Source organism: Oceaniglobus trochenteri, assembly GCF_020529025.1.
Lineage (GTDB): Bacteria > Pseudomonadota > Alphaproteobacteria > Rhodobacterales > Rhodobacteraceae > Oceaniglobus > Oceaniglobus trochenteri.
Window position 1 is genome coordinate 143,672 of record NZ_JACNMM010000004.1, and the last position, 18,827, is coordinate 162,498.

The window sequence follows — 18,827 nt, forward strand, 5'->3', positions numbered from 1 at the left end:
CAAACCTGCGGCAACCTATGTGGACAGCGCCGGGGGGTCAAGGGTGCTGGCCAAATCATTTATCTTTTCAGAACAGTATGTTGCAGGCTCCGGCCGAGGTTGTCTGTCCTTTGGCTATGCGCTATTGTCAAGGACTGCACGGTTTGACCTTGGACAGGTGAATTATGGATCTGCGAACCCGCGTCTCGGACGCGCTGAAATCTGCGATGAAGAACAAGGAGGCAGAGCGTCTTTCGACCCTGCGCCTGATCAATGCGGCAATCAAGGACCGCGACATCGCCCTGCGCGGCGATGGCGAAGGCGAGGATGCGCGGGTCGGCGATGGCGAGGTTCTTCAGATCCTCGGCAAGATGGTCAAGCAGCGCCAGGAAAGCGCCCGCGCCTATGAAGAGGGTGGGCGGCTGGAACTGGCCGAGCAGGAGCGCAAGGAAATCACCGTGATCGAGGATTTCCTGCCCCGCCAGCTTTCGGATGCCGAGGTCGACGCCGCGCTGGACGCCGCGATTGCCGAAACCGAGGCCAGCTCGATCCGCGACATGGGGCGGGTGATGGGCGTGCTGAAGGCCAAGTATACCGGCCAGATGGATTTTGGCGCGGTGGGTGGCCGGCTCAAGACCCGGCTGGGTTAACGCAGGTCGATCTCGGAGATCACGGTGTCGGTATAGGCCGACCCGGATCGCGCCCGAAGAATATGAATCGCCAGCCATTCGACGGGCCCGCCGTCGGCCAGGCTGATCGCCTGCCAATCGGCGCTGTCCTGCAGGGCGATCGCAAGATCGGCACCGGTTGAGAACTCCAGCCTGATCTGTTCGACCCGGCCATTCCTGTCCCACAGGCGGGCGGATTTGCCATAGCCGTTGCGCAGCGCCAGTTGGCCCAGCCGGACGGGTCTGTCGAATCGGATCGTGACGAATTCATTCGCGCCAGTCCCCTCGACCCCTTCGACCCAACCGGTTTCGGGGCGGCCGTCGAACATGTTTTCAACGCCATAGCTGGCCGCCGCACTGGTGGGCAGGGTCGAAGAGGCGCAGGCCATCGCGCTTCCCGCGTTGGTCTGGACTCTTGCACATCTTTCGCCCGGACGGTTGGGCATGTCGCGGGCGGTTGTGGCGGGGCCGGGCCCTGCGATGCCGGGCGCCGAGGGGGCAGCGATGCCCGGAGACCTGGTTTCCGGCCCGCGTGAAATGCCCGATTGGCCCTGGGCGAAGGCGGGGCAGGCGGCGAGGGTCAGGCAGAACAGGGCGGTGCGGTACATGGCGTGATCCGGTGCAGCGGGCTTGGCCCAGATTAGCCGGCGCTTGGGTTCGGGCAAAGGGCTTTACCGTTCCAGCCGGTTCAGCAGCCTTTGCAGATCGCCGTGCAGCGCCTCGCGTTCTTCCGGGCTGAGGAAGGCGCCCAGTTCAACCTCGCGCCCCGCGCCGTTGAGCGTGAGGTAATTGGCCACCGGCCCGCCGGTTTCGCGCAGGGCCAGGCGCACCCAGAAGGGATTGGCCGACCAGCGCTTTTCCGGGCCATGGCGGGCCGAGCGGACAATGTCGATCCGGTCGTTCCAGATACTGAGGTCTTCGCGCACGGCCCCGCTGGCATAACTGCGTTCCAGCAGGAACCACAAAAGCCAGATGGCCCCCATGGTGAAGGGCAACAGCCCCCACAACACCGGTGAGCCAAGCAAGGGAAAGACCGGAATCAGCAGCATCACGAAGGCAAAGCCGATCACCCCCACCATGCCGCGGCGGGGCAGGGACCGGTTGGGCCAGAGAACGGCCCGCGCCAGGGGGCCGCTGGCGGCGCCATGCAAAAAGGCCCCGGGATCAACCGGGGCCTCCTGCCATTTCTTTTCCCATCTTACGGGCATGAAACCTATCCTGGTGACAGGGCGCCGGGGCTTAGTGGCCCGGTTGCTTGTCCCATTCGCTCTGCTTGGGCAGCGTTTCGAACGTGTGTTCGGGCGGCGGGCTGGGCAGGGTCCATTCCAGGGTGTCGGCGTATTCGTTCCAGGGGTTGGCCGAGGCGGTGCGCGGCAGCTTGATCAGCACCCAGAACACCACGCCAATGAAGAACACGAAGGACGCGAAGGACAGGAAGGCGCCCCAGCTCGACACGTAGTTCCACAGCGCGAAGGCGTCGGGATAGTCGATATAGCGGCGCGGCATGCCCTGACGGCCCAGGAAGTGCTGCGGGAAGAAGGTGAGGTTGGCGCCGATGAAGAAGGCCCAGAAGTGAACCTGTCCGGCCCATTCCGGGATCATCTTGCCGGTCATCTTCGGGAAGTAGAAATAGATCCCGGCGAAGATGGCGAAGACGGCCCCAAGGCTCATCACGTAGTGGAAGTGCGCCACGACGTAATAGGTGTCGTGATAGGCGCGGTCGATACCGGCCTGCGACAGCACGATGCCGGTCACGCCGCCCACGGTGAACAGGAACAGGAAGCCGAAGGCCCAGAGCATCGGCACCTTGAATTCAACCGACCCGCCCCACATCGTCGCGATCCAGCTGAAGATCTTGATGCCGGTTGGAACCGCGATCACCATCGTGGCCAGCATGAAATAGCTCTGCTGGGTCAGGGACATGCCCACGGTGTACATGTGGTGCGCCCAGACGACGAAGCCCAGTGCGCCAATGGCGATCAGGGCCCAGACCATGGGCAGGTAACCGAAGATCGGCTTGCGCGAGAAGGTCGAGATCACATGGCTGATGATGCCGAAGCCCGGCAGGATCACGATGTAGACCTCGGGGTGGCCGAAGAACCACAGGATGTGCTGATAGAGGATCGGATCGCCACCGCCCGAAGGATCGAAGAAGGTGGTGCCGAAGTTGCGGTCGGTCAGCAGCATGGTGATGGCGCCGGCCAGAACGGGCAGCGACAGCAGAATCAGCCAGGAGGTGACGAAGATCGACCACGAGAACAGCGGAACCTTGAACAGGGTCATGCCGGGGGCGCGCATGTTCAGGAAGGTGGTGATCATGTTGATCGCGCCAAGGATCGAACTGGCGCCCGAAACGTGAACCGCGAAGATCGCAAGGTCGGTCGAGAACCCGCCTTCCGTGGTGGAAAGCGGCGGGTAAAGCACCCAGCCGATGCCCGAGCCGGCCTGGTCATTGCCGCCGGGCGACAGGATCGAGGCGACGGCCAGCGACGTACCCGCCACGTAGAGCCAGAACGACAGGTTGTTGAGCCGCGGGAACGCCATGTCGGGCGCGCCAAGTTGCAAGGGCATGAAATAGTTGCCGAAACCGCCGAAGAGCGCCGGAATGACCACGAAAAACATCATCAGGATGCCGTGGCCGGTGATCAGCACGTTCCAGAGGTGGCCGTTCGGCGTACATTCACCCACGGCAGCCGCTGTCATGCGGGCGCCTTCCATGCACATGTACTGCACACCGGGGTTCATCAGTTCCAGCCGCATGTAGACGGTGAAGGCAACCGAGATGAAACCGGCAAAGCCGGCGACGAAAAGGTAAAGGATACCGATGTCTTTATGGTTCGTGGACATGAACCAGCGGGTGAAGAACCCCCGCTCGTCGTGTCCATCGTGGCCATGAACGGTTGCGTCCGCCATGTGGAGTCTCCTGGTTCCCGAAATTTGCTGTCCCGCACATGTGCCGGACAAGGTTGGAAGCGTTCTAATGCAATCCGGGGGGCGGGGGCAATGTTGCGTTCCGCCGCAGGGGGCGAAAAAATCGCCCCGCGTGCCGCTCTTGCAGCGTTCCCGCTGCTTTCGGCCCGCCTGCGCGGGCGGATTTCAGAGGAAAGTCAGCGACGCGGCGGCCATGCCGAAGGCGAGGGAGGCAAGAAAGACGGACATGATGGCGGGCATGGCGGGGTCCTTTCCGGATATCTGGCAACCGTTGATCCGAATCCTAGAGGGGCGCGCCGCGCCCTGCCATGGCGGTATTCCCTACCCCGCGGGGGCAAAGACCCGGTCAAAGCTGCGCCGCAATGCCATGTCCACGTCCTCCATCGTGACCGGAAGGCCCAGATCGACCAGGCTGGTCACGCCATGGTCGCGGATGCCGCAGGGGACGATGCCGTCGAAATGGCCAAGGTCGGGTTCCACGTTGATCGACAGGCCGTGAAACGAAACCCATTTGCGCAGCCGGATGCCGATGGCCGCCACCTTGTCCTCGCGCAGGGCTCCGTCGGGGGCGCGGGGCTTCTCCGGCCGTTCGACCCAGACGCCCACGCGCCCCTCGCGCACCTGGCCACGGATGTTGAACTCATCCAGCGCGGCGATGACCCAGGCCTCCATGTCATGAACGAATCGGCGCACGTCACGCCCGCGTGCCGCGACGTCCAGCATGACATAGGCAACCCGCTGTCCGGGGCCGTGATAGGTGTATTGCCCACCGCGCCGCGCCTCGTAGACCGGAAACCGTTCGGGTGCGATCAGGTCTTCGCGCCGGGCACTGGTCCCGGCGGTGTAAAGCGGCGGATGTTCCAGCAGCCAGATCGTCTCGGGATGCGTACCTGCGCGAATTCCCTCGGCAATTTCCTCCATCCGGTGCAGCGCCTCGGGATAGGGGACAAGGCCGGGTGTCGTGATCCATTCGGTCATCGGGGCAGGTCCGCGCGGAAAGGAACAGAGAGTGGCGCAGTCGAATGCGTCACTTTCGCAATAAATGCGCCGGTCATTGGCAATATCATGTTACTATTCTTCCCGTACGGATTTTTTATTACCTGCGGAGCGCTGTCATGATTTCAAAAACCCTCTTGTCCACCACAATTGCCGCCTCACTCGTGATCCTGCCAGCGACGCGCGCTGCCGCCGACGCGGGCGATTTCGTGGCAGGCGCCATTGTCGGTGCCATCGTCAACCACGCGGCGCGCAACAATCGCGGCACCACCAAGAAGGTATATCGCTCCACCAAGCGCAAGACCTATTCCAAGCCACGCATTCCCGCCACCCAGACCGGACGCCAAATTCAATCCTCGCTGAACTATTTCGGATTCAACGCCGGATCGGTGGATGGGCAGCTGGGCCGCAAGTCGCGCGATGCAATCTCGCAGTATCAGGCCTATCTGGGTTATCCCGTGACCGGACAGCTTTCGTCGTTCGAGCAGGATCTGCTGATCAATTCCTACAACCGCGCCCAGGCGGGGGGCTATGTCACGCAACAGCAGGTGGCGGCCAATCCCGAAGGCGTGCGCGGTTTGCTGAAGGTCTATCGCACCGAAATGGCAGGTGGCGCGCCGGGCATCGTCACGGCACCGCAGACCACCGTTGTCGTTGCCCCCGCCGCGGCGGCCACCACGACAACGACAACCACCGTCACGGCCATGGCCGGCGATGAGGCGCCCAAGTCCGACGCCCTGCCCAACCTGTTCGGGGGCACGACGACCCGGGCTTCGCTGGCGTCGCATTGCAACACGGTCAGCCTTCTGACCAACACCAACGGCGGCTTTACCACGGTCGGCACGATGACCGATCCGAACGTGGCGCTGAACGAACAGTTCTGCCTGGCCCGCACCTATGCCATCGCCGAGGGCGAGTCGCTGGCCCAGGGGCTGGGCGCCACGCCCGAACAGATCGCCAGCCATTGCGATGCCTACGGCGAGCAGATGAAACCCCATGTGGCAGCACTATCGCTGAAGGATCGCGATTCGGTCGTGCGCGATGTGTCGGGCTTCGTGCTGGGCACCGGCATCCCCACGCAGGATCTGGCGGCGACGGCGAAGGTCTGTCTTTCGGTGGGCTATCGCACCGACGATCTCGATGTCGCCATCGGCTCGGCGCTCATCCTCGTGACGCTGGGCGAAACCGGCTATGGCGAATTGATGGGCCATCACCTGAGCCAGGGGTTCGGCGCCAGCAAGCGCAACGATCTGGCGCTGGCCTGGTATGAAACCGGCCTTGATGGCGCGACAACGCAAGCCGTCTTCGCCCCCGGTCAGCCCGAACGGCTGGAGCTGCTGCGCGAAGCGTCCTTTGCCTTGCAGAACGGCGGGCAGGCTTCGGCAACGCCCCAGGTGGTGCCGCAGAAGGCCGCCACGCTGCCGGCCTTCTCGGTCAGCCAATAAGCCGGGCCCCTGCGTGAAAAAGGGGCTTCACAATGGCGGCCGTGTTCATTACACCGCCGCCATGCCAAGGCGTGCGGTCGTGGCGGAATGGTAGACGCGCAGCGTTGAGGTCGCTGTGGGGTAACACCCGTGGAAGTTCGAGTCTTCTCGACCGCACCAATTTTCCCAAGTGCCCATGGATGCCCGCAAGGGCGGTACGGCCCCGCCTGCGGGGCCGATAGACATTTCGCGTCGGGCAAGGCATTGGTTCAACAGTATTTTTCAACCCCGACCCATTGATCGTGCCCATATCTGTCGCCGTGGATCGACCCTACCGGCAGGGCGGTTTCGATGCGGGCCAGGTCATCCGCCGTCAGGGTCATATCGGCCCCCGCCGCAAGATTGCGCAGGTGTTCGACCGACCGTGTGCCGGGAATCGGGTGAACGTGATCATCCTGTGCCAGAAGCCAGGCCATGGCCAGCGCGGCGGTGGGAACGCCCATGTCGGCGGCCAGGTGGCGCAGCGGGTCGGTTGCGGCGATATTGCGGGGCAGGTTGGCGGGGGCGAAACGCGGATTCGACTGCATGAAGGCCGAGGCCGCGTTCTTTTCCGCATCGGGCGGAGCGTCCGACAACAACCCGCGCCCCACGGGCGAAAACGCCACAAGGGCCGTGCCATGGCGCGCGCAGGCCTGCCGCAGGCCAAGATCGGGATAGCGGGTGGTCAGGGAATATTCCGATTGCACCGCCGCCACCGGATGAACGGCCGCCGCCCGCGCCAGCGAGGTGGGGGCGATCTCGGAAAAGCCGAAGGCGGCGATCTTGCCCGCGCGCTTCAGCCCGACAAGGGTTTCGACAACCTCTTCGATCTCGTGCGCGTCGTCGCGGCGGTGGACATAGAACAGGTCCACCTGTTCGATGCCCAGCCGCTTCAGGCTGGCGTCCAGTTCCCGTTCCAGGTGGGCGGGGGCGTTGTCGAAATGACGGTTGCCGTCGCTGTCGCGGGTGATCCCGGCCTTGGTGGCGATGTGAAACCGGTCGCGCGCGCCCGTCTGGGCCAGGTAACGCCCGATCACGGTTTCCGAACGCCCCGCACCATAGACATTGGCCGTGTCGATGGCGGTGATGCCCAGATCCTGGGCGGCGTCGAGAATGGCGAAAGAGGCCTCGTCGGTTGTCGGGCCGTAGAAATCGGAAAACGACATGGCGCCGATTCCGATGGCCGAGACCTTCGTGCCGTCATGGCCAAGTGTGCGGGTGTGCATTGGTGTCCTCCTGCTGGGCCGGGGCAGCAAAGCGCGATCGCGCGCCAGAGTCGAGCCGATAGGGGGCGTTCCCGTTGCCGGACTTACCTTGTAAGGTGACGTGGCGTCGCCGCTGAACGCCGAGCCTTGGGGAGAAGTCGAATGACCAGAAGCACCACCACACCCCGCCCTGCCATCACCCGCCGCGATTTCATGGCATTGGCCGGCCGCTATGGCCTGAGTTCGACACTTTTCGCCATGGGCGGCGCCGTCGGGCTGGCCGATGTGGCCCGCGCGGCCGAGTCGGGCTACGAGCGGCGGTTTTCGAAAGCGGCGCGCCATACACTGCGCTTCGGGGCGGCGGGGCTGAACACCCGGAACCTGCTGATCGAACGGGCCGGATCCATCGAATTCGCCCGCGATCTTGAAAGCCGCACGGATGGTGAGATCAGGGTGGAGTTCCTGGGCGACGAGCGCGCCTGCCGCCAGACCTCCTGCGTCGAGAAGGCCCTGCAGGGGATCGTCGACATCTACACGGCCTCGACCCAGAATTCGGCCGTGGCGGCGCCCTATCTGAACGTGCTGGACTATGCCTACATGTTTCCCTCGCGGGCGGCGCTATATCACTTCCTCTATTCGCCCGCGTCGATGGCGCTTTTGCGCAATCCGCTGGAACAGCGCCACGGCCTGAAATTCCTGTTCAGCCATTGTGAATTGCGTGGCCTTCAACTGGGTCTTGGCTGGGCGGATCGGCCCACGGTCAGCACGCTGGACGAACTGGCGGGCACCACCAACCGTGTGACCGGAACGCAACTGGGGCGCATCACCATGCGCGCACTGAACCTGAACCCGGTGCCCATGGCCTGGGAGGAAACGCTTGAGGGGCTGCGCTCGGGGTTGATCGACGGGGCTGAAACCTGGGCCTCGGCGGTGGCCTATGGCGGGCTTGCCCCGGTGGTGTCGCAAAGCGTGGATCTGCGGTTCTGCGCGGGAACCGAACATACCGCCATGTCGGCCAGCGTGTTCGATGCGCTGTCGGGGGAATTGCAGGATGCCGTGATGGAATCTGCCTATTGGACCCAGGCCTATATCCAGGGCGCGAACGAGGCATCGCTTCTGAACACCGTGGGGTTCAGCGATCCGCCAATGCCGGGCACCGTCTTCGCGCAGGACGACGTGCGCGTTGCCACCCTGGGGGCCGAGGAAATCGCCAAGGCCGAGGAAATGTCATCGCCCGCGTCCCAGCCGCAGCTGTGGGAACCCTGGCGCGAAAGGCTGAACGCCTGGTCGGGCGGGTTTGACACCTACCGCGAAATTCACGATGTCGCGCGGGAAATTCCCGCCGATACCCTGGCCGAGAACGTGGAGCCGCGCCGCTGGTGGCGGGGGTGATTGCCGCTTGACCCCGCTGGTCACAGCGCAAAGACTGCGCCAGACCAAAGAAACGCCCGGGAGGACACGATGACATTCACCAGACGCCAGACCCTTGCCCTGATCTCGGGCACGGCCGCCAGCGCCCTGGCCGCGCCGGCCATTGCCCAGAACCGCAAGATCACGGTCGGCGCGCTGCGCCTGACCAGCCACGCCGCCAGCTTCGTGGCCGAACAGCGGGGCTATTTCGCCGAGGCGGGGCTGGATGCCGAACTGCGCTTCTTCGATGCCGCCCAGCCGATGGCGGTGGCGATTGCCAGCGGTGACGTCGATTTCGGCATCACCGCCATGACCGGCGCGCTGATCTCGCTGGCCGACAAGGGCGCGGTGCGCATCATCGGCGGTGCACTTCAGGAAGAGCCGGGCATCGACGGGCAGAAAATTCTGGCGTCCGACGCGGCGTTCCAGGCGGGCATCACCGCGCCCGGCATGCTGGACGGGAAGAAATGGGCCGTCACCCAGGCCGGTTCGTCGTTTCACTACATGGGATCGAAGATCGCGGCGGCCGAGGGGATCGACCTGCAATATACGCCCCTGCAGAAGGTGGGCGCGATCATCGGCGCGATGAAATCGGGGCAGGTGGACGGTTGGTCGATCGTGCCCCATATCGCCAAGGCGCTGGCCGGATCGGGGGCCGTGCATATCATCGGGGACGTGGCCGATTACCTGCCCGACTACCAGGTGACGACGGTCTTCACCTCGAAAAAGAACACCACCGACGAACGCGCCATGACGGAAGAGTTTCTCAAGGTCTTCTCGCGCGGGGTGGATGATTTCAACGCCGCCCTGGTGGACAAGACCGAAGGCGACGCCGGACGCGACGCCATGGTCGAGCTGATCCACAATTATGTCTACAGCGATCAGCCGCTGGAGAAGGCCGCGCCCTCGATCATCAACGGCGCCATGCGGTTGAACGCCAATGCGGCGCTGAACATGGGGTCGCTGCGCGATCAGCTGGATTGGTTCAAGGCCGAAGACCTGGTGGATGACGGCATCGGCATCGACACCGTGGTCGATGACAGCTTCGCCCCGACCATGGCCTGACGCGCGATGCAGCTTTCCCTTGTCGGCGTCGCCCATGCCTACGGTGACGCCGACGTTCTGACCGACATCACGCTTGATATTCCCGGCGGGCGCATCCTGTGCATCGTCGGGCCTTCGGGCTGTGGCAAATCCACCCTGTTGCGCCTGATCGGCGGGTTGGAACGCCCGACGCGCGGCCAGATCCTGCAAATGGGCAGGGCGCCCGAGGGGTGCCTGAACCCGCTGACCTATGTGTTTCAGGATTTCGCGCTGCTGCCCTGGCGCAGCGTGGCGGGCAACGTGCGCCTGGTGCTGGAAGATCACGGTTTGCCGGGGGCCGAGGCGCGCCGCATCGTGACCGATGTTCTGGCGCGCACCCGGCTTTCGGATTTCGCCGATGCCCTGCCGCGCCAGTTGTCGGGCGGCATGAAACAAAGGGTGGCGATTGCCCGCGCCCTGGCGGTGAACCCGGCTGTGATGCTGATGGACGAACCGCTGAGCGCGCTGGATTCCCAGACCCGCGAGTTGTTGATGGACGATCTTGTGGCGCTTTGGACGCGGGCGCCCTTCACCTCGGTCTATGTCACCCACAACCTGGCCGAAGCGGTGCGCCTGGGCCATCGCATCGTGGTGCTGTCGCGCCGCCCGGGCCGGATTGCCGAGATGGTGGACATCGACATTCCACTGGCCGAGCGGACCGCCGACCACCCGGACCTGGCCCGCCAGCAGCAACACCTCTGGTCGATCATGCGTGACGAGGCGCGCGCCGCTGACAGTGAGCTTGTCGATGGCTGAGCAGGGCACCCCCGTTCCCTTCCGCGGCGGCGGCTTTGCCCCGCGTGCCAAGCGCGGCGTCGGTGTCGTGGTGTTCATCGCGCTGATCGCGCTGGTGGAATGGGGCACGCGCAGCGGCTGGATTTCATCGCTGACCCTGCCGCGCCCGTCCGACGTTCTGGCCACCTTCGGCGAACTCTGGTCTTCGGGCCGCTTGTGGGAGCATCTGGCACCGTCCCTCACACGCTTCGCCGTCGGCTCGCTGTTCGGGGTCTGCGCCGGAATCGGCGTGGGGTTCGCAATCGGGCTGTTTTCCTATGCCCGGGCCGGTCTGGTGCCGCTGGTGGCGGCGCTGTTCCCCATACCGAAGATCGCGCTTCTGCCGCTGTTCGTGATCTGGTTCGGCATCGACGAGGCCAGCAAATACGCGCTGATCGCCTTTGGCACCTTCACGCCCACGGTCGTTGCCACCTATGGCGCCGTCGACAACGTGGACCGCACCCTGATCCGCATGGGGCAGAGTTTCGGCCTGTCGTGGTGGAGCATCGTGCGAAAGATCGTGTTGCCCGGCGCCATGCCCGGCATCCTGTCGGGGCTGCGCATCAGCCTTGCCATTGCCATCATCCTGCTGGTGGCCGCCGAAATGCTGGGCGCGCAGCGCGGCATCGGCGCCTATATCCTCGAGGCCGGGTCGCTTTACGATCTCGAACGGCTCTTCGCGGGGGTGACCATCTTGTCTTTGCTGGGCGTCGCTGTCAGCTTCGCCATCGGTGCGATCGAAAAACGCCTGCTGCGCTGGCGCAACTGAAACCATTCCGGAGAAACCGAAGATGAAATTCACCACCCTCACCGCCACCCTGGCCGTTCTGGCCATGGCCGCGCCCGCCATGGCGGAAACGCGCATCACTTACAAGTCGGCGAAAACCGGATCGTCCTATTACCAGATGGGCGTCGAGATCGCCGAGGCGATGAAGAAGGGCACCGAAGGCGAAGTGATCGTGACGGTCGAGGAAAGCCAGGGGTCGGTGCAGAACGTGATGGAAGTTCGCGCACGCGGTGTCGATTACGTCTTCACCACGCCGCCCGCACTGGTGGGCGCGGCACAGAAGGCCGCCGGCCCGTTCGAGGGCAAGGGCGCACCTCAGTTCGACGGCATCCGTGCGCTGTTTCCCATTCCGTCGCTGACCATGCACTTCGTGATGAGCGAGGCCAGCGGCACCACCGACATGGCGGGGCTTGACGGCAAGACGATCCTGCTGGGCTCGGGGTCGTTCGGGGCGACCGAGGGCGAGAAATACATCGGGTTGTTCGGGCTTGAGGGCAAGGTGAAGATCGCCGACAGCGAATTGTCCAACGCCGTTGCCGCCCTGAAGAACGGCCAGATCGACGGTTTCGTCACCGCCGGCAGCTATCCCGCGCCCAACGTCATCGAGGCGGCGGCATCCACCCCCGTCACCCTTCTGTCGATGACTGATGCCGAGGTCGAAGCCTCGGGGCGCACGCGGCTTGTCATTCCGGCGGGCACCTATGCGGGGCAGGACAGCGATGTGGTGACGACCTCCCTGCCGGTCGTCGCCTATACCACCGACCAGATGGACGACGACACCGCCTATGCCCTGACAAAGACCTTCTGGGAACAGAAGGAAGCGATGAGCGGAACCGCCCCCTGGTGGGCCGCGGTCGATACCGACATGCTGTCCAACATCACCACCGCGATTCACCCCGGCGCTGCCCGCTATTACGGTGAAATCGGGGTCGAACTGAACGATTCGCAAAAGTGAATGCGCCCCGGCCCGGTGCGTCGCGCGCCGGGCCCCGAGCGTGACCGAAAGAACCCGGTCGCCGTGAAATGGAACGGCCCGCCCCCCGCGCCGGAACAATTCCCCGTGGGTGGGGTTGCCAGATCGAACGCCGCGGCTTCAATGTCGACGATAGCAAGAATGACCCCGATCTGCCCGGGGGTCCAAGATGTTAAAAAGGAACTGCCATGATGAACCGTCGGGATATCCTGAAAACCGGGGTCGCCTTTGGCCTGCTGGGCGCGACGCCGCTGTCCGCTGCGCCGACCATCCCCACCTACAATGTCCCGGAGCAATATCTGCCGCGCGAGGTGAGCCTGCGGGTCAACCTGGCGCCGGGTGAAATTCACGTCCTGCCGGACGAATTCGCGCTTTACTGGACGCTGCCTGAAAACCGCGCCATCCGCTATACCTGCGGGATCGGCCGGGTGGGGCTGTATGAACCGGGCGAATTCTATGTCGGCGCGAAGAAAGAGTTTCCCAGCTGGAAACCCACCCCCGAGATGGTGAAACGTTCGCCCGAACAATATGCCCGCTATGCCGAGGATGGCCTGCCGGGCGGCCTGTCGAACCCCCTTGGGGCGCGGGCGCTTTACCTGTTCCAGCCCCAGCGCGGCGATACCTTCCTGCGCATTCACGGCACCGACAAGCCCAACACCATCGGGCGGGCCGTGTCCAACGGCTGTGCGCGGTTGGTGAACGACCAGATCGCCGATCTTTACAACCGCGTCCCGATGCAAAGCCGCGTGGTTCTTTACGCGCGGATGCTGCCCAACCGGTCGTGACCGGGCGGACGCAATCGTGACTGGCAAGGATGTGCGCGGCCCCCTAGGCTGCGCACAAATCGTTTCGGAGCCTGTGATATGAGTGACCTTCCCCGCGCAGCCGACATCCTGGCGCGCCGCCTTTTTGCGGCTGGCTGCCGCCATGCCTTCGGAATGCCGGGGGGCGAGGTTCTGACGCTGATCGACGCGCTGGAACGGGCGGGCATCGCCTTTACCCTGGGCAAGCATGAAAACGCCGCCGGCTTCATGGCCGAAGGGGTGCATCATGTCGATGGCGCGCCCGCCATCCTGGTGGCCACCGTGGGGCCAGGGGCGATGAACGGTGTCAACGTGGTGGCCAACGCCCAGCAGGACCGAGTGCCGCTGATCGTGCTCAGCGGTTGCATCGACGCCGACGAGGCCGCGACCTATACCCACCAGGTGCTGGACCATCGCGCCGTCTTTGCGCCGATTACCAAGGCCACCTTCACCCTGACGGCCGGTGCGGCGGGGGTGATTGCCGACAAGGCCCTGGGCATCGCCACCGAGGGGCGCGCCGGGCCGGTGCATATCGACGTGCCGATCTCGGTCGCCGATGCGCCGGGCACCGACATGCCGGGCCGCCGCGTCGCTGCCGCGCCCGTCATTCCCGCCGATCTGCAAAAGGCGCGCCGCTGGCTGTCCGAGGCGCACCGCCCGATCATGATCGTGGGGCTTGACGTGTTGAACGACGGCGCGGCCGAGGATGTGCGCAAGTTCGCCAGCGCCCATTCCGTGCCGGTCATCACCACCTACAAGGCCAAGGGCGTGATCCCCGAGGATCACCCCCTGTCGCTGGGGGCCGCCGGTCTGTCGCCAAAGGCCGACAAGGTGCTGTTGCCGCTGGTGGCCGAGGCCGACTTGGTGCTTTGCGTCGGCTATGACCCGATCGAGATGCGCAGCGGCTGGCGCGACCCGTGGAACCCCGTCGAACAGCGGGTGATCGACATTCACGCCGCGCCCAACCACCACTACATGCACCAGGCCGCGCTCAGCTTTCTGGCTGATACCGGCGCCACCCTGCGCGCCATGGGCGAAGATGGCGTGGTGCGGGCGAAATGGGCACAGGGCAGGGTGAAAGCCGCGCAGGATGCCCTGGCCGAAGCCTTCCCGACGGACGAGGATTGGGGCCCGGCGGCGGTGATCGACACCTGCCGCGCCGCTTTACCCGAAGGCACCATCGCCACGGTGGATTCGGGGGCCCACCGCATTCTTCTGTCGCAGATGTGGCGCTGCGAGGCGCCGCGCGGGCTGCTGCAATCGACCGGGTTCTGCACCATGGGCTGTGCCGTGCCGCTGGCCATGGGCGCCAAGGTCGCCGCCCCCGACCGCCCCGTGGTCAGCTTCAGTGGCGACGCGGGGTTCCTGATGGTCGCGGGGGAACTCTCCACCGCGGCGGAACTGGGGCAGAACACGATCTTCGTGGTCTTCGTCGACCGCTCACTCGCGCTGATCGAGCTGAAGCAGAGGGGCCGGCAGATGAAGAACCGCGGAGTCGACTTTGCCGGGCACGATTTTGCCGCCATCGGGCGGGCCTTTGGCGGGCAGGGGGTGAATGTCGACAACCGCGCCGACCTGACCGCCGCGATCGAGGCGGCCCTGCAGGCCGATACCTTCACCGTGATCGGCGCACTGATCGACCGGCAATCCTATGACGGGCGCATCTGACGCGAGGGCGAACGGCCCTTGCCCTGCGGCCTGACGGCCGGCGTTGCAGTTCATCACCCCGGCGCAGTAGAACCGCCGCACGAGACAAGCGAAGGAAGACCTCCCATGCCAGGCGCTCTTGACGGGCTGAAGATCCTCGACCTGACCCGCATCCTTGCCGGGCCGACCTGTACCCAGCTTCTGGGCGATCTGGGGGCCGAGGTGATCAAGATCGAAAACCCGGCCACGGGGGGCGACGACACCCGCGCCTGGGGGCCGCCCTTCGTCAGCGATCCGGCGGGCAACCAGACCGACCTTTCGGCCTATTTCATGTGCGCCAACCGCAACAAGCTGTCGGTTGCCGTCGATATCGCCACCCCCGAGGGGCAGGCGACCGTGCGCGCGCTGGCGGCGCAGTCGGACGTGGTGATCGAGAATTTCAAGCCGGGGGGCCTTGCGAAATACGGGCTGGACGCGGCGACGCTGCTGGCCGACCATCCGGCGCTGGTCTACTGCTCGATCTCGGGCTACGGGCAGACCGGACCCAATGCCGCGAAGCCCGGGTACGACCTGATGGCGCAGGGCTTTGGCGGCATCATGTCGCTGACCGGCGCCACGGATGGCGAGCCGATGAAGGTGGGCGTGGGCATCGCCGACGTGATGTGCGGCATGTATGCCTGTGTCGGCATCCTGGCGGCCCTGCGCCACCGCGACGCCACCGGCGAGGGACAGCATATCGACATCGCGCTGGTGGACAGCCAGATTGCCTGGCTGATCAACGAAGGGGTGAATTACCTTACATCGGGGCAATTGCCCCAGCGGCGGGGCAACGCCCACCCCAATATCGTACCCTACCAGGTTTTCGCCGCCTTGGACGGGCACATGCTGGTGGCGGTGGGCAACGACAGCCAGTTCACGCGCTTCTGCGAATTCCTTGACCGGCCCGATCTTTCCGCCGATCCACGCTATGCCACCAACCCGGCGCGGCTGGCCAGCCGCGATACGCTGATCGCCACGCTGGCGCCACTTCTGGCCGCGCGCCCCATGGCCGAGATCCAGGCCGGGCTTGAGGCGCGGCGCGTGCCGGTGGGGCCGGTGCAGACGCTGGATCAGGTCTTCGCCTCGGACCAGGTGGCGGCGCGTGGCATGGTGGCCGAGGTGGCCAGCCCCGACGCGGCCGAGGGACACGTTCGCCTGATCGGCAACCCGCTGCACCTGTCGGCCAGCCCCGTGCGCTATCGCCGCCCGCCGCCCCGTTTCGGACAGGACACGGACGAGGTTCTAGCCCGCCTGCGCGACAAGCCCTGAAACATCGGGCATCGCGATTCTGCCCGAAATTGAAGCCGCCGGGGCGGAAATGGCCGAAATTCGGACAATTGTGATCACGGGTCCGTCATACACGGCTCTGTGAGGGGGGAATGGTCCGTCGCGCGGTTAGAGAAGGGGGGATGCCACCGACAAAGCGGGACACCCCATGACGCACGATATCCTTGGCCAAGCCACCAGCCTGCCTGCCGGTGCGGCGCTGGACAGTTGGAACGCGACGCAGATGGCCTTTCTGGCCCATGGTGCCGCCACGCCGACGCACCTGGGCGCAACCCTGGCGGCCGCACCCGGTTTTGCCCTGGGCCATGCGGTGAAGGGGATGTTCAATATCCTGATGGGGCGGCGCGAACTGATGCAGACCGCCACCGAGGCGCTGGCCGCTGCACGGGCCGCCGATCCGGGCACGCCGCGCGAAGGACAGATCGTCGATGCCCTGGGCCTGTGGCTGGCGGGGGACGTTTCGGGGGCGCTCAACCGGTTCGAAACCGTGCTGGCCGCGCATCCGACCGACACGCTGACCCTGAAACTGGATCATGCCCTGCGCTTTGTCATGGGCGATGCGGCGGGAATGCGCCGGATGATCGAAGCCGCGCTTCCGGCCTATGACGCCGGGCACCCCGCGCGCGGCTATGTCCTGGGTTGCCACGCCTTCGCGCTTGAGGAAACCGGCGCCTATGACGGCGCGCAACGGGCAGGGCAACGGGCGCTTGAGCTTTGCCCGGACGATGCCTGGGGGCTGCACGCAGTGGCCCATGTCCATGACATGACGGCGGATGCGGCAGGCGGGCTGCGCTGGCTCGACGGGCGCGAGGCGGCCTGGGCCCATTGCAACAACTTTCGCTATCACGTCTGGTGGCACAAGGCGCTGATGCATCTCGACCTGGGCCAGACCGATGCGGTTCTGGCCCTTTACGATGGCGAGATCCGCAAGGATCGCACCGACGACTACCGTGACATCTCCAACGCCACGTCGCTGTTGATGCGCCTTGAACTTGACGGCGTGTCGGTGGGCGATCGCTGGAGCGAACTGGCCGACCTTTCCGCCGAGCGGACCGAGGATGGATGCCTTGTCTTTGCCGATCTGCATTACATGCTGGCGCTGGTCAGCCAGAACCGGACCCGGGCAATCAGCACCCTCATGGGGCGGCTGCACCGCGACGCCCGGACCCAGGCCAGCCAGATGCACCGCGCCATGGAAAAGCCCGGCCTTTCGGCGGCGGCAGGGCTGGAAGCCTTTGGCGAATCGCGATTCGACATCGCCTTTCTGAACCTGCTTCAGGCCCGCAAGACCATGCAACTTGCGGGCGGAAGCCACGCCCAACGCGACATCTTCGAGAGGTTGACCATCGACAGCGGCATCCGCGCCGGGTTTTTGGACGAAGCCGAGCGTGTCCTGGACGAAAGAACGGCCAAACGGGCAGGAAAATCAGATGGATATGCGGCGGTCCGCCGCGCATTGATCGCGCGGGGGCGCGATGCCGCTTGCGCTGGTCGTGTTCCGGCGGAATAAGCCGCGTGTCACTCAGATCACGGGCCAAGGCATGACGACGACGATCGATTTTTCATCCTATACGGGTGCTTCGGCACCGGCACGGCCCGCAAAGGCCGTTCGTGTGCGCGACCCACGGCTCGACTTCTATCGCGGCATCGCGATGTTCATCATCCTGTGCGCCCACACGCCCAGCAACTACTTTTCATCCTGGATTCCCGCGCGCTGGGGCTTTTCCGACGCGACCGAGATCTTCGTCTTCTGTTCGGGCATGGCCAGCGCCATCGCCTTCGGCTCCAGCTTCGATCGGCGCGGCTGGGTGCTGGGCACGGCGCGGGTGGGTCAGCGGGTCTGGCAGGTCTACTGGGCCCATATCGGCATGTTCATGGCGATTGCCACGATGATGGCCGCCATCGACCACTTTGGCGATTACGACAAGGTCTATATCGGGTCGCTGAACCTGTGGAAGTTCTTCTCTGACCCCGCGCCGCAACTGATCGGGCTGATGAGCCTGACCTATGTGCCGAACTATTTCGACATCCTGCCGATGTATATGGTCATCCTTGCGATGATGCCCCTTGTCATGGCGCTGTCGCGGCTAGGCTTCTGGGCCGTCGCGGTGGCCGTCGTCGCCGTCTGGATTCTGGCGCAGGGTGCGCTCTGGGCCTGGCTGGACACCGGGTTCGCGGGGCTCAGCCTTCCGGCCGAGCCCTGGTCGGACAGGCGCTGGTTCTTCAATCCCTTCGCCTGGCAACTGGTGTTCTTCACCGGTTTCGCCCTCATGCGCGGCTGGATTCCCGCGCCCCCCGTGCGCTGGTGGATTGTGGCGCTGGCGGCTTTCGTGGTGCTGGCCAATGTGCCGCTGTCCCATGTGGGCATGCGTGAATTCGGCTTCGACTGGGCGAAGGACTGGCGTATCGCCAACACCGGCTGGATCGACAAGTCGGATTTCGCGCTGCTGCGCTACGTGCATTTCCTCGGGTTGGCCTACCTGGCCTATGTCGTGGCAGGGCCCGGTGGCGCCCGCCTGCAACCCGAGGGGGAAAGCCTGCCGTTGCGTGGATGGCGGGTGATTGTCACGCTGATCACCAAGGTGGGTCAGCAATCGCTGGCGGTGTTCCTGTTCTCCATGGCCTTCGCGCGGTTCAGCGGCTTCGTGATGGACCAGACCGAACGCACCGCCGCCAACATGGCCCTGGCCAACTTCGTCGGTTTCGCCCTGCTGATCGCGGTGGCCTACGGCGTGGCCTGGTTCAAGAGCCAACCCTGGAGAGGATCAGCCACAGGATGAAT

17 protein-coding genes and 1 tRNA gene are annotated in these 18,827 nt (G+C 65.1%); 13 read left to right on the forward strand and 5 right to left on the reverse strand.

The genetic code is table 11. The annotated features are described in order from the left end of the window. Window positions 1-164 precede the first annotated feature (164 nt). Entirely contained in the window at window positions 165-629 is a 465-nt protein-coding gene (locus tag H7828_RS08065; RefSeq protein ID WP_226780508.1) for a GatB/YqeY domain-containing protein, read from the forward strand. On the opposite strand, the gene H7828_RS08070 is transcribed toward H7828_RS08065, so the two are convergent. The 4 genes from H7828_RS08070 to lipB all read right to left on the reverse strand — a co-directional run bounded on the left by H7828_RS08070 (window position 626) and on the right by lipB (window position 4,556). Continuing rightward, on the reverse strand, window positions 626-1,255 hold the full coding sequence (locus tag H7828_RS08070; protein ID WP_226780509.1) for an NADase-type glycan-binding domain-containing protein: 630 nt from the start codon (window positions 1,253-1,255) through the stop codon (window positions 626-628). The two genes, H7828_RS08065 and H7828_RS08070, sit on opposite strands and share 4 nt — an antisense overlap. 63 nt (window positions 1,256-1,318) lie before the next feature. Continuing rightward, window positions 1,319-1,855 (reverse strand): DUF2244 domain-containing protein, encoded by a 537-nt coding sequence (locus H7828_RS08075; RefSeq protein ID WP_226780510.1) that lies wholly within the window; start codon window positions 1,853-1,855, stop codon window positions 1,319-1,321. Window positions 1,856-1,886: 31 nt separating this feature from the next. Further along, complete coding sequence (ctaD, locus tag H7828_RS08080; protein WP_226780511.1) at window positions 1,887-3,560, reverse strand: cytochrome c oxidase subunit I; 1,674 nt, start codon at window positions 3,558-3,560, stop codon at window positions 1,887-1,889. Between the two features lie 339 nt (window positions 3,561-3,899). Beyond that, the gene (gene lipB, locus H7828_RS08085) at window positions 3,900-4,556 is read right to left on the reverse strand and encodes a lipoyl(octanoyl) transferase LipB (protein ID WP_226780512.1); all 657 of its coding nucleotides are present in this window, start codon (window positions 4,554-4,556) and stop codon (window positions 3,900-3,902) included. 137 nt (window positions 4,557-4,693) lie between these two features. Between lipB and H7828_RS08090 the strand changes: the two genes are divergently transcribed. Beyond that, complete coding sequence (locus H7828_RS08090) at window positions 4,694-6,019, forward strand: peptidoglycan-binding domain-containing protein (protein ID WP_226780513.1); 1,326 nt, start codon at window positions 4,694-4,696, stop codon at window positions 6,017-6,019. A 73-nt stretch (window positions 6,020-6,092) separates the two neighbouring features. After that, window positions 6,093-6,178 (forward strand) — tRNA-Leu (locus H7828_RS08095). A gap of 89 nt (window positions 6,179-6,267) precedes the next feature. Here H7828_RS08095 and H7828_RS08100 read toward each other — a convergent pair. Then, on the reverse strand, window positions 6,268-7,263 hold the full coding sequence (locus H7828_RS08100; protein WP_226780514.1) for an aldo/keto reductase: 996 nt from the start codon (window positions 7,261-7,263) through the stop codon (window positions 6,268-6,270). A 141-nt stretch (window positions 7,264-7,404) separates the two neighbouring features. Here H7828_RS08100 and H7828_RS08105 point away from each other — a divergent pair, with 141 nt between their 5' ends. From H7828_RS08105 to H7828_RS08150, 10 genes are all read left to right on the forward strand, one after another. Next, entirely contained in the window at window positions 7,405-8,634 is a 1,230-nt protein-coding gene (locus tag H7828_RS08105; RefSeq protein ID WP_226780515.1) for a TRAP transporter substrate-binding protein, read from the forward strand. Window positions 8,635-8,703: 69 nt separating this feature from the next. After that, window positions 8,704-9,717, forward strand: a complete 1,014-nt coding sequence (locus H7828_RS08110; RefSeq protein ID WP_226780516.1) for an ABC transporter substrate-binding protein — start codon at window positions 8,704-8,706, stop codon at window positions 9,715-9,717. 6 nt (window positions 9,718-9,723) lie between these two features. Next, the gene (locus H7828_RS08115; RefSeq protein ID WP_226780517.1) at window positions 9,724-10,491 is read left to right on the forward strand and encodes an ABC transporter ATP-binding protein; all 768 of its coding nucleotides are present in this window, start codon (window positions 9,724-9,726) and stop codon (window positions 10,489-10,491) included. Next, a complete protein-coding gene (locus H7828_RS08120; protein ID WP_226780518.1) occupies window positions 10,484-11,278 on the forward strand; it encodes an ABC transporter permease in 795 nt (264 codons plus the stop codon). The genes H7828_RS08115 and H7828_RS08120 overlap by 8 nt, the downstream gene beginning before the upstream one ends. A 22-nt stretch (window positions 11,279-11,300) precedes the next feature. Continuing rightward, on the forward strand, window positions 11,301-12,251 hold the full coding sequence (locus H7828_RS08125) for a TAXI family TRAP transporter solute-binding subunit (RefSeq protein ID WP_226780519.1): 951 nt from the start codon (window positions 11,301-11,303) through the stop codon (window positions 12,249-12,251). Between the two features lie 209 nt (window positions 12,252-12,460). Next, entirely contained in the window at window positions 12,461-13,054 is a 594-nt protein-coding gene (locus tag H7828_RS08130) for a L,D-transpeptidase (RefSeq protein ID WP_226780775.1), read from the forward strand. A gap of 78 nt (window positions 13,055-13,132) precedes the next feature. Beyond that, the gene (locus H7828_RS08135; RefSeq protein WP_226780520.1) at window positions 13,133-14,740 is read left to right on the forward strand and encodes a thiamine pyrophosphate-binding protein; all 1,608 of its coding nucleotides are present in this window, start codon (window positions 13,133-13,135) and stop codon (window positions 14,738-14,740) included. Window positions 14,741-14,845: 105 nt separating this feature from the next. Further along, complete coding sequence (locus H7828_RS08140; RefSeq protein ID WP_226780521.1) at window positions 14,846-16,027, forward strand: CaiB/BaiF CoA transferase family protein; 1,182 nt, start codon at window positions 14,846-14,848, stop codon at window positions 16,025-16,027. Between the two features lie 166 nt (window positions 16,028-16,193). Continuing rightward, window positions 16,194-17,555, forward strand: a complete 1,362-nt coding sequence (locus H7828_RS08145) for a tetratricopeptide repeat protein (protein WP_226780522.1) — start codon at window positions 16,194-16,196, stop codon at window positions 17,553-17,555. A 31-nt stretch (window positions 17,556-17,586) separates the two neighbouring features. Further along, window positions 17,587-18,825 carry an OpgC family protein gene (locus tag H7828_RS08150; RefSeq protein WP_226780523.1) on the forward strand — a complete coding sequence of 413 codons (1,239 nt, stop codon included), beginning with the start codon at window positions 17,587-17,589 and terminating at the stop codon, window positions 18,823-18,825. Window positions 18,826-18,827: the final 2 nt, after the last annotated feature.

Coding starts and splice junctions, on each gene's coding strand:
- lipB (WP_226780512.1), bottom strand. CDS start 4,556: ATGACCGAATGGATCACGACACCCGGCCTTGTCCCCTATCCCGAGGCG.
- H7828_RS08105 (WP_226780515.1), top strand. CDS start 7,405: ATGACCAGAAGCACCACCACACCCCGCCCTGCCATCACCCGCCGCGAT.
- H7828_RS08070 (WP_226780509.1), bottom strand. CDS start 1,255: ATGTACCGCACCGCCCTGTTCTGCCTGACCCTCGCCGCCTGCCCCGCC.
- H7828_RS08090 (WP_226780513.1), top strand. CDS start 4,694: ATGATTTCAAAAACCCTCTTGTCCACCACAATTGCCGCCTCACTCGTG.
- H7828_RS08130 (WP_226780775.1), top strand. CDS start 12,461: ATGAACCGTCGGGATATCCTGAAAACCGGGGTCGCCTTTGGCCTGCTG.
- H7828_RS08120 (WP_226780518.1), top strand. CDS start 10,484: ATGGCTGAGCAGGGCACCCCCGTTCCCTTCCGCGGCGGCGGCTTTGCC.
- H7828_RS08145 (WP_226780522.1), top strand. CDS start 16,194: ATGACGCACGATATCCTTGGCCAAGCCACCAGCCTGCCTGCCGGTGCG.
- ctaD (WP_226780511.1), bottom strand. CDS start 3,560: ATGGCGGACGCAACCGTTCATGGCCACGATGGACACGACGAGCGGGGG.
- H7828_RS08135 (WP_226780520.1), top strand. CDS start 13,133: ATGAGTGACCTTCCCCGCGCAGCCGACATCCTGGCGCGCCGCCTTTTT.
- H7828_RS08110 (WP_226780516.1), top strand. CDS start 8,704: ATGACATTCACCAGACGCCAGACCCTTGCCCTGATCTCGGGCACGGCC.
- H7828_RS08075 (WP_226780510.1), bottom strand. CDS start 1,855: ATGCCCGTAAGATGGGAAAAGAAATGGCAGGAGGCCCCGGTTGATCCC.
- H7828_RS08115 (WP_226780517.1), top strand. CDS start 9,724: ATGCAGCTTTCCCTTGTCGGCGTCGCCCATGCCTACGGTGACGCCGAC.
- H7828_RS08125 (WP_226780519.1), top strand. CDS start 11,301: ATGAAATTCACCACCCTCACCGCCACCCTGGCCGTTCTGGCCATGGCC.
- H7828_RS08065 (WP_226780508.1), top strand. CDS start 165: ATGGATCTGCGAACCCGCGTCTCGGACGCGCTGAAATCTGCGATGAAG.
- H7828_RS08140 (WP_226780521.1), top strand. CDS start 14,846: ATGCCAGGCGCTCTTGACGGGCTGAAGATCCTCGACCTGACCCGCATC.
- H7828_RS08100 (WP_226780514.1), bottom strand. CDS start 7,263: ATGCACACCCGCACACTTGGCCATGACGGCACGAAGGTCTCGGCCATC.
- H7828_RS08150 (WP_226780523.1), top strand. CDS start 17,587: ATGACGACGACGATCGATTTTTCATCCTATACGGGTGCTTCGGCACCG.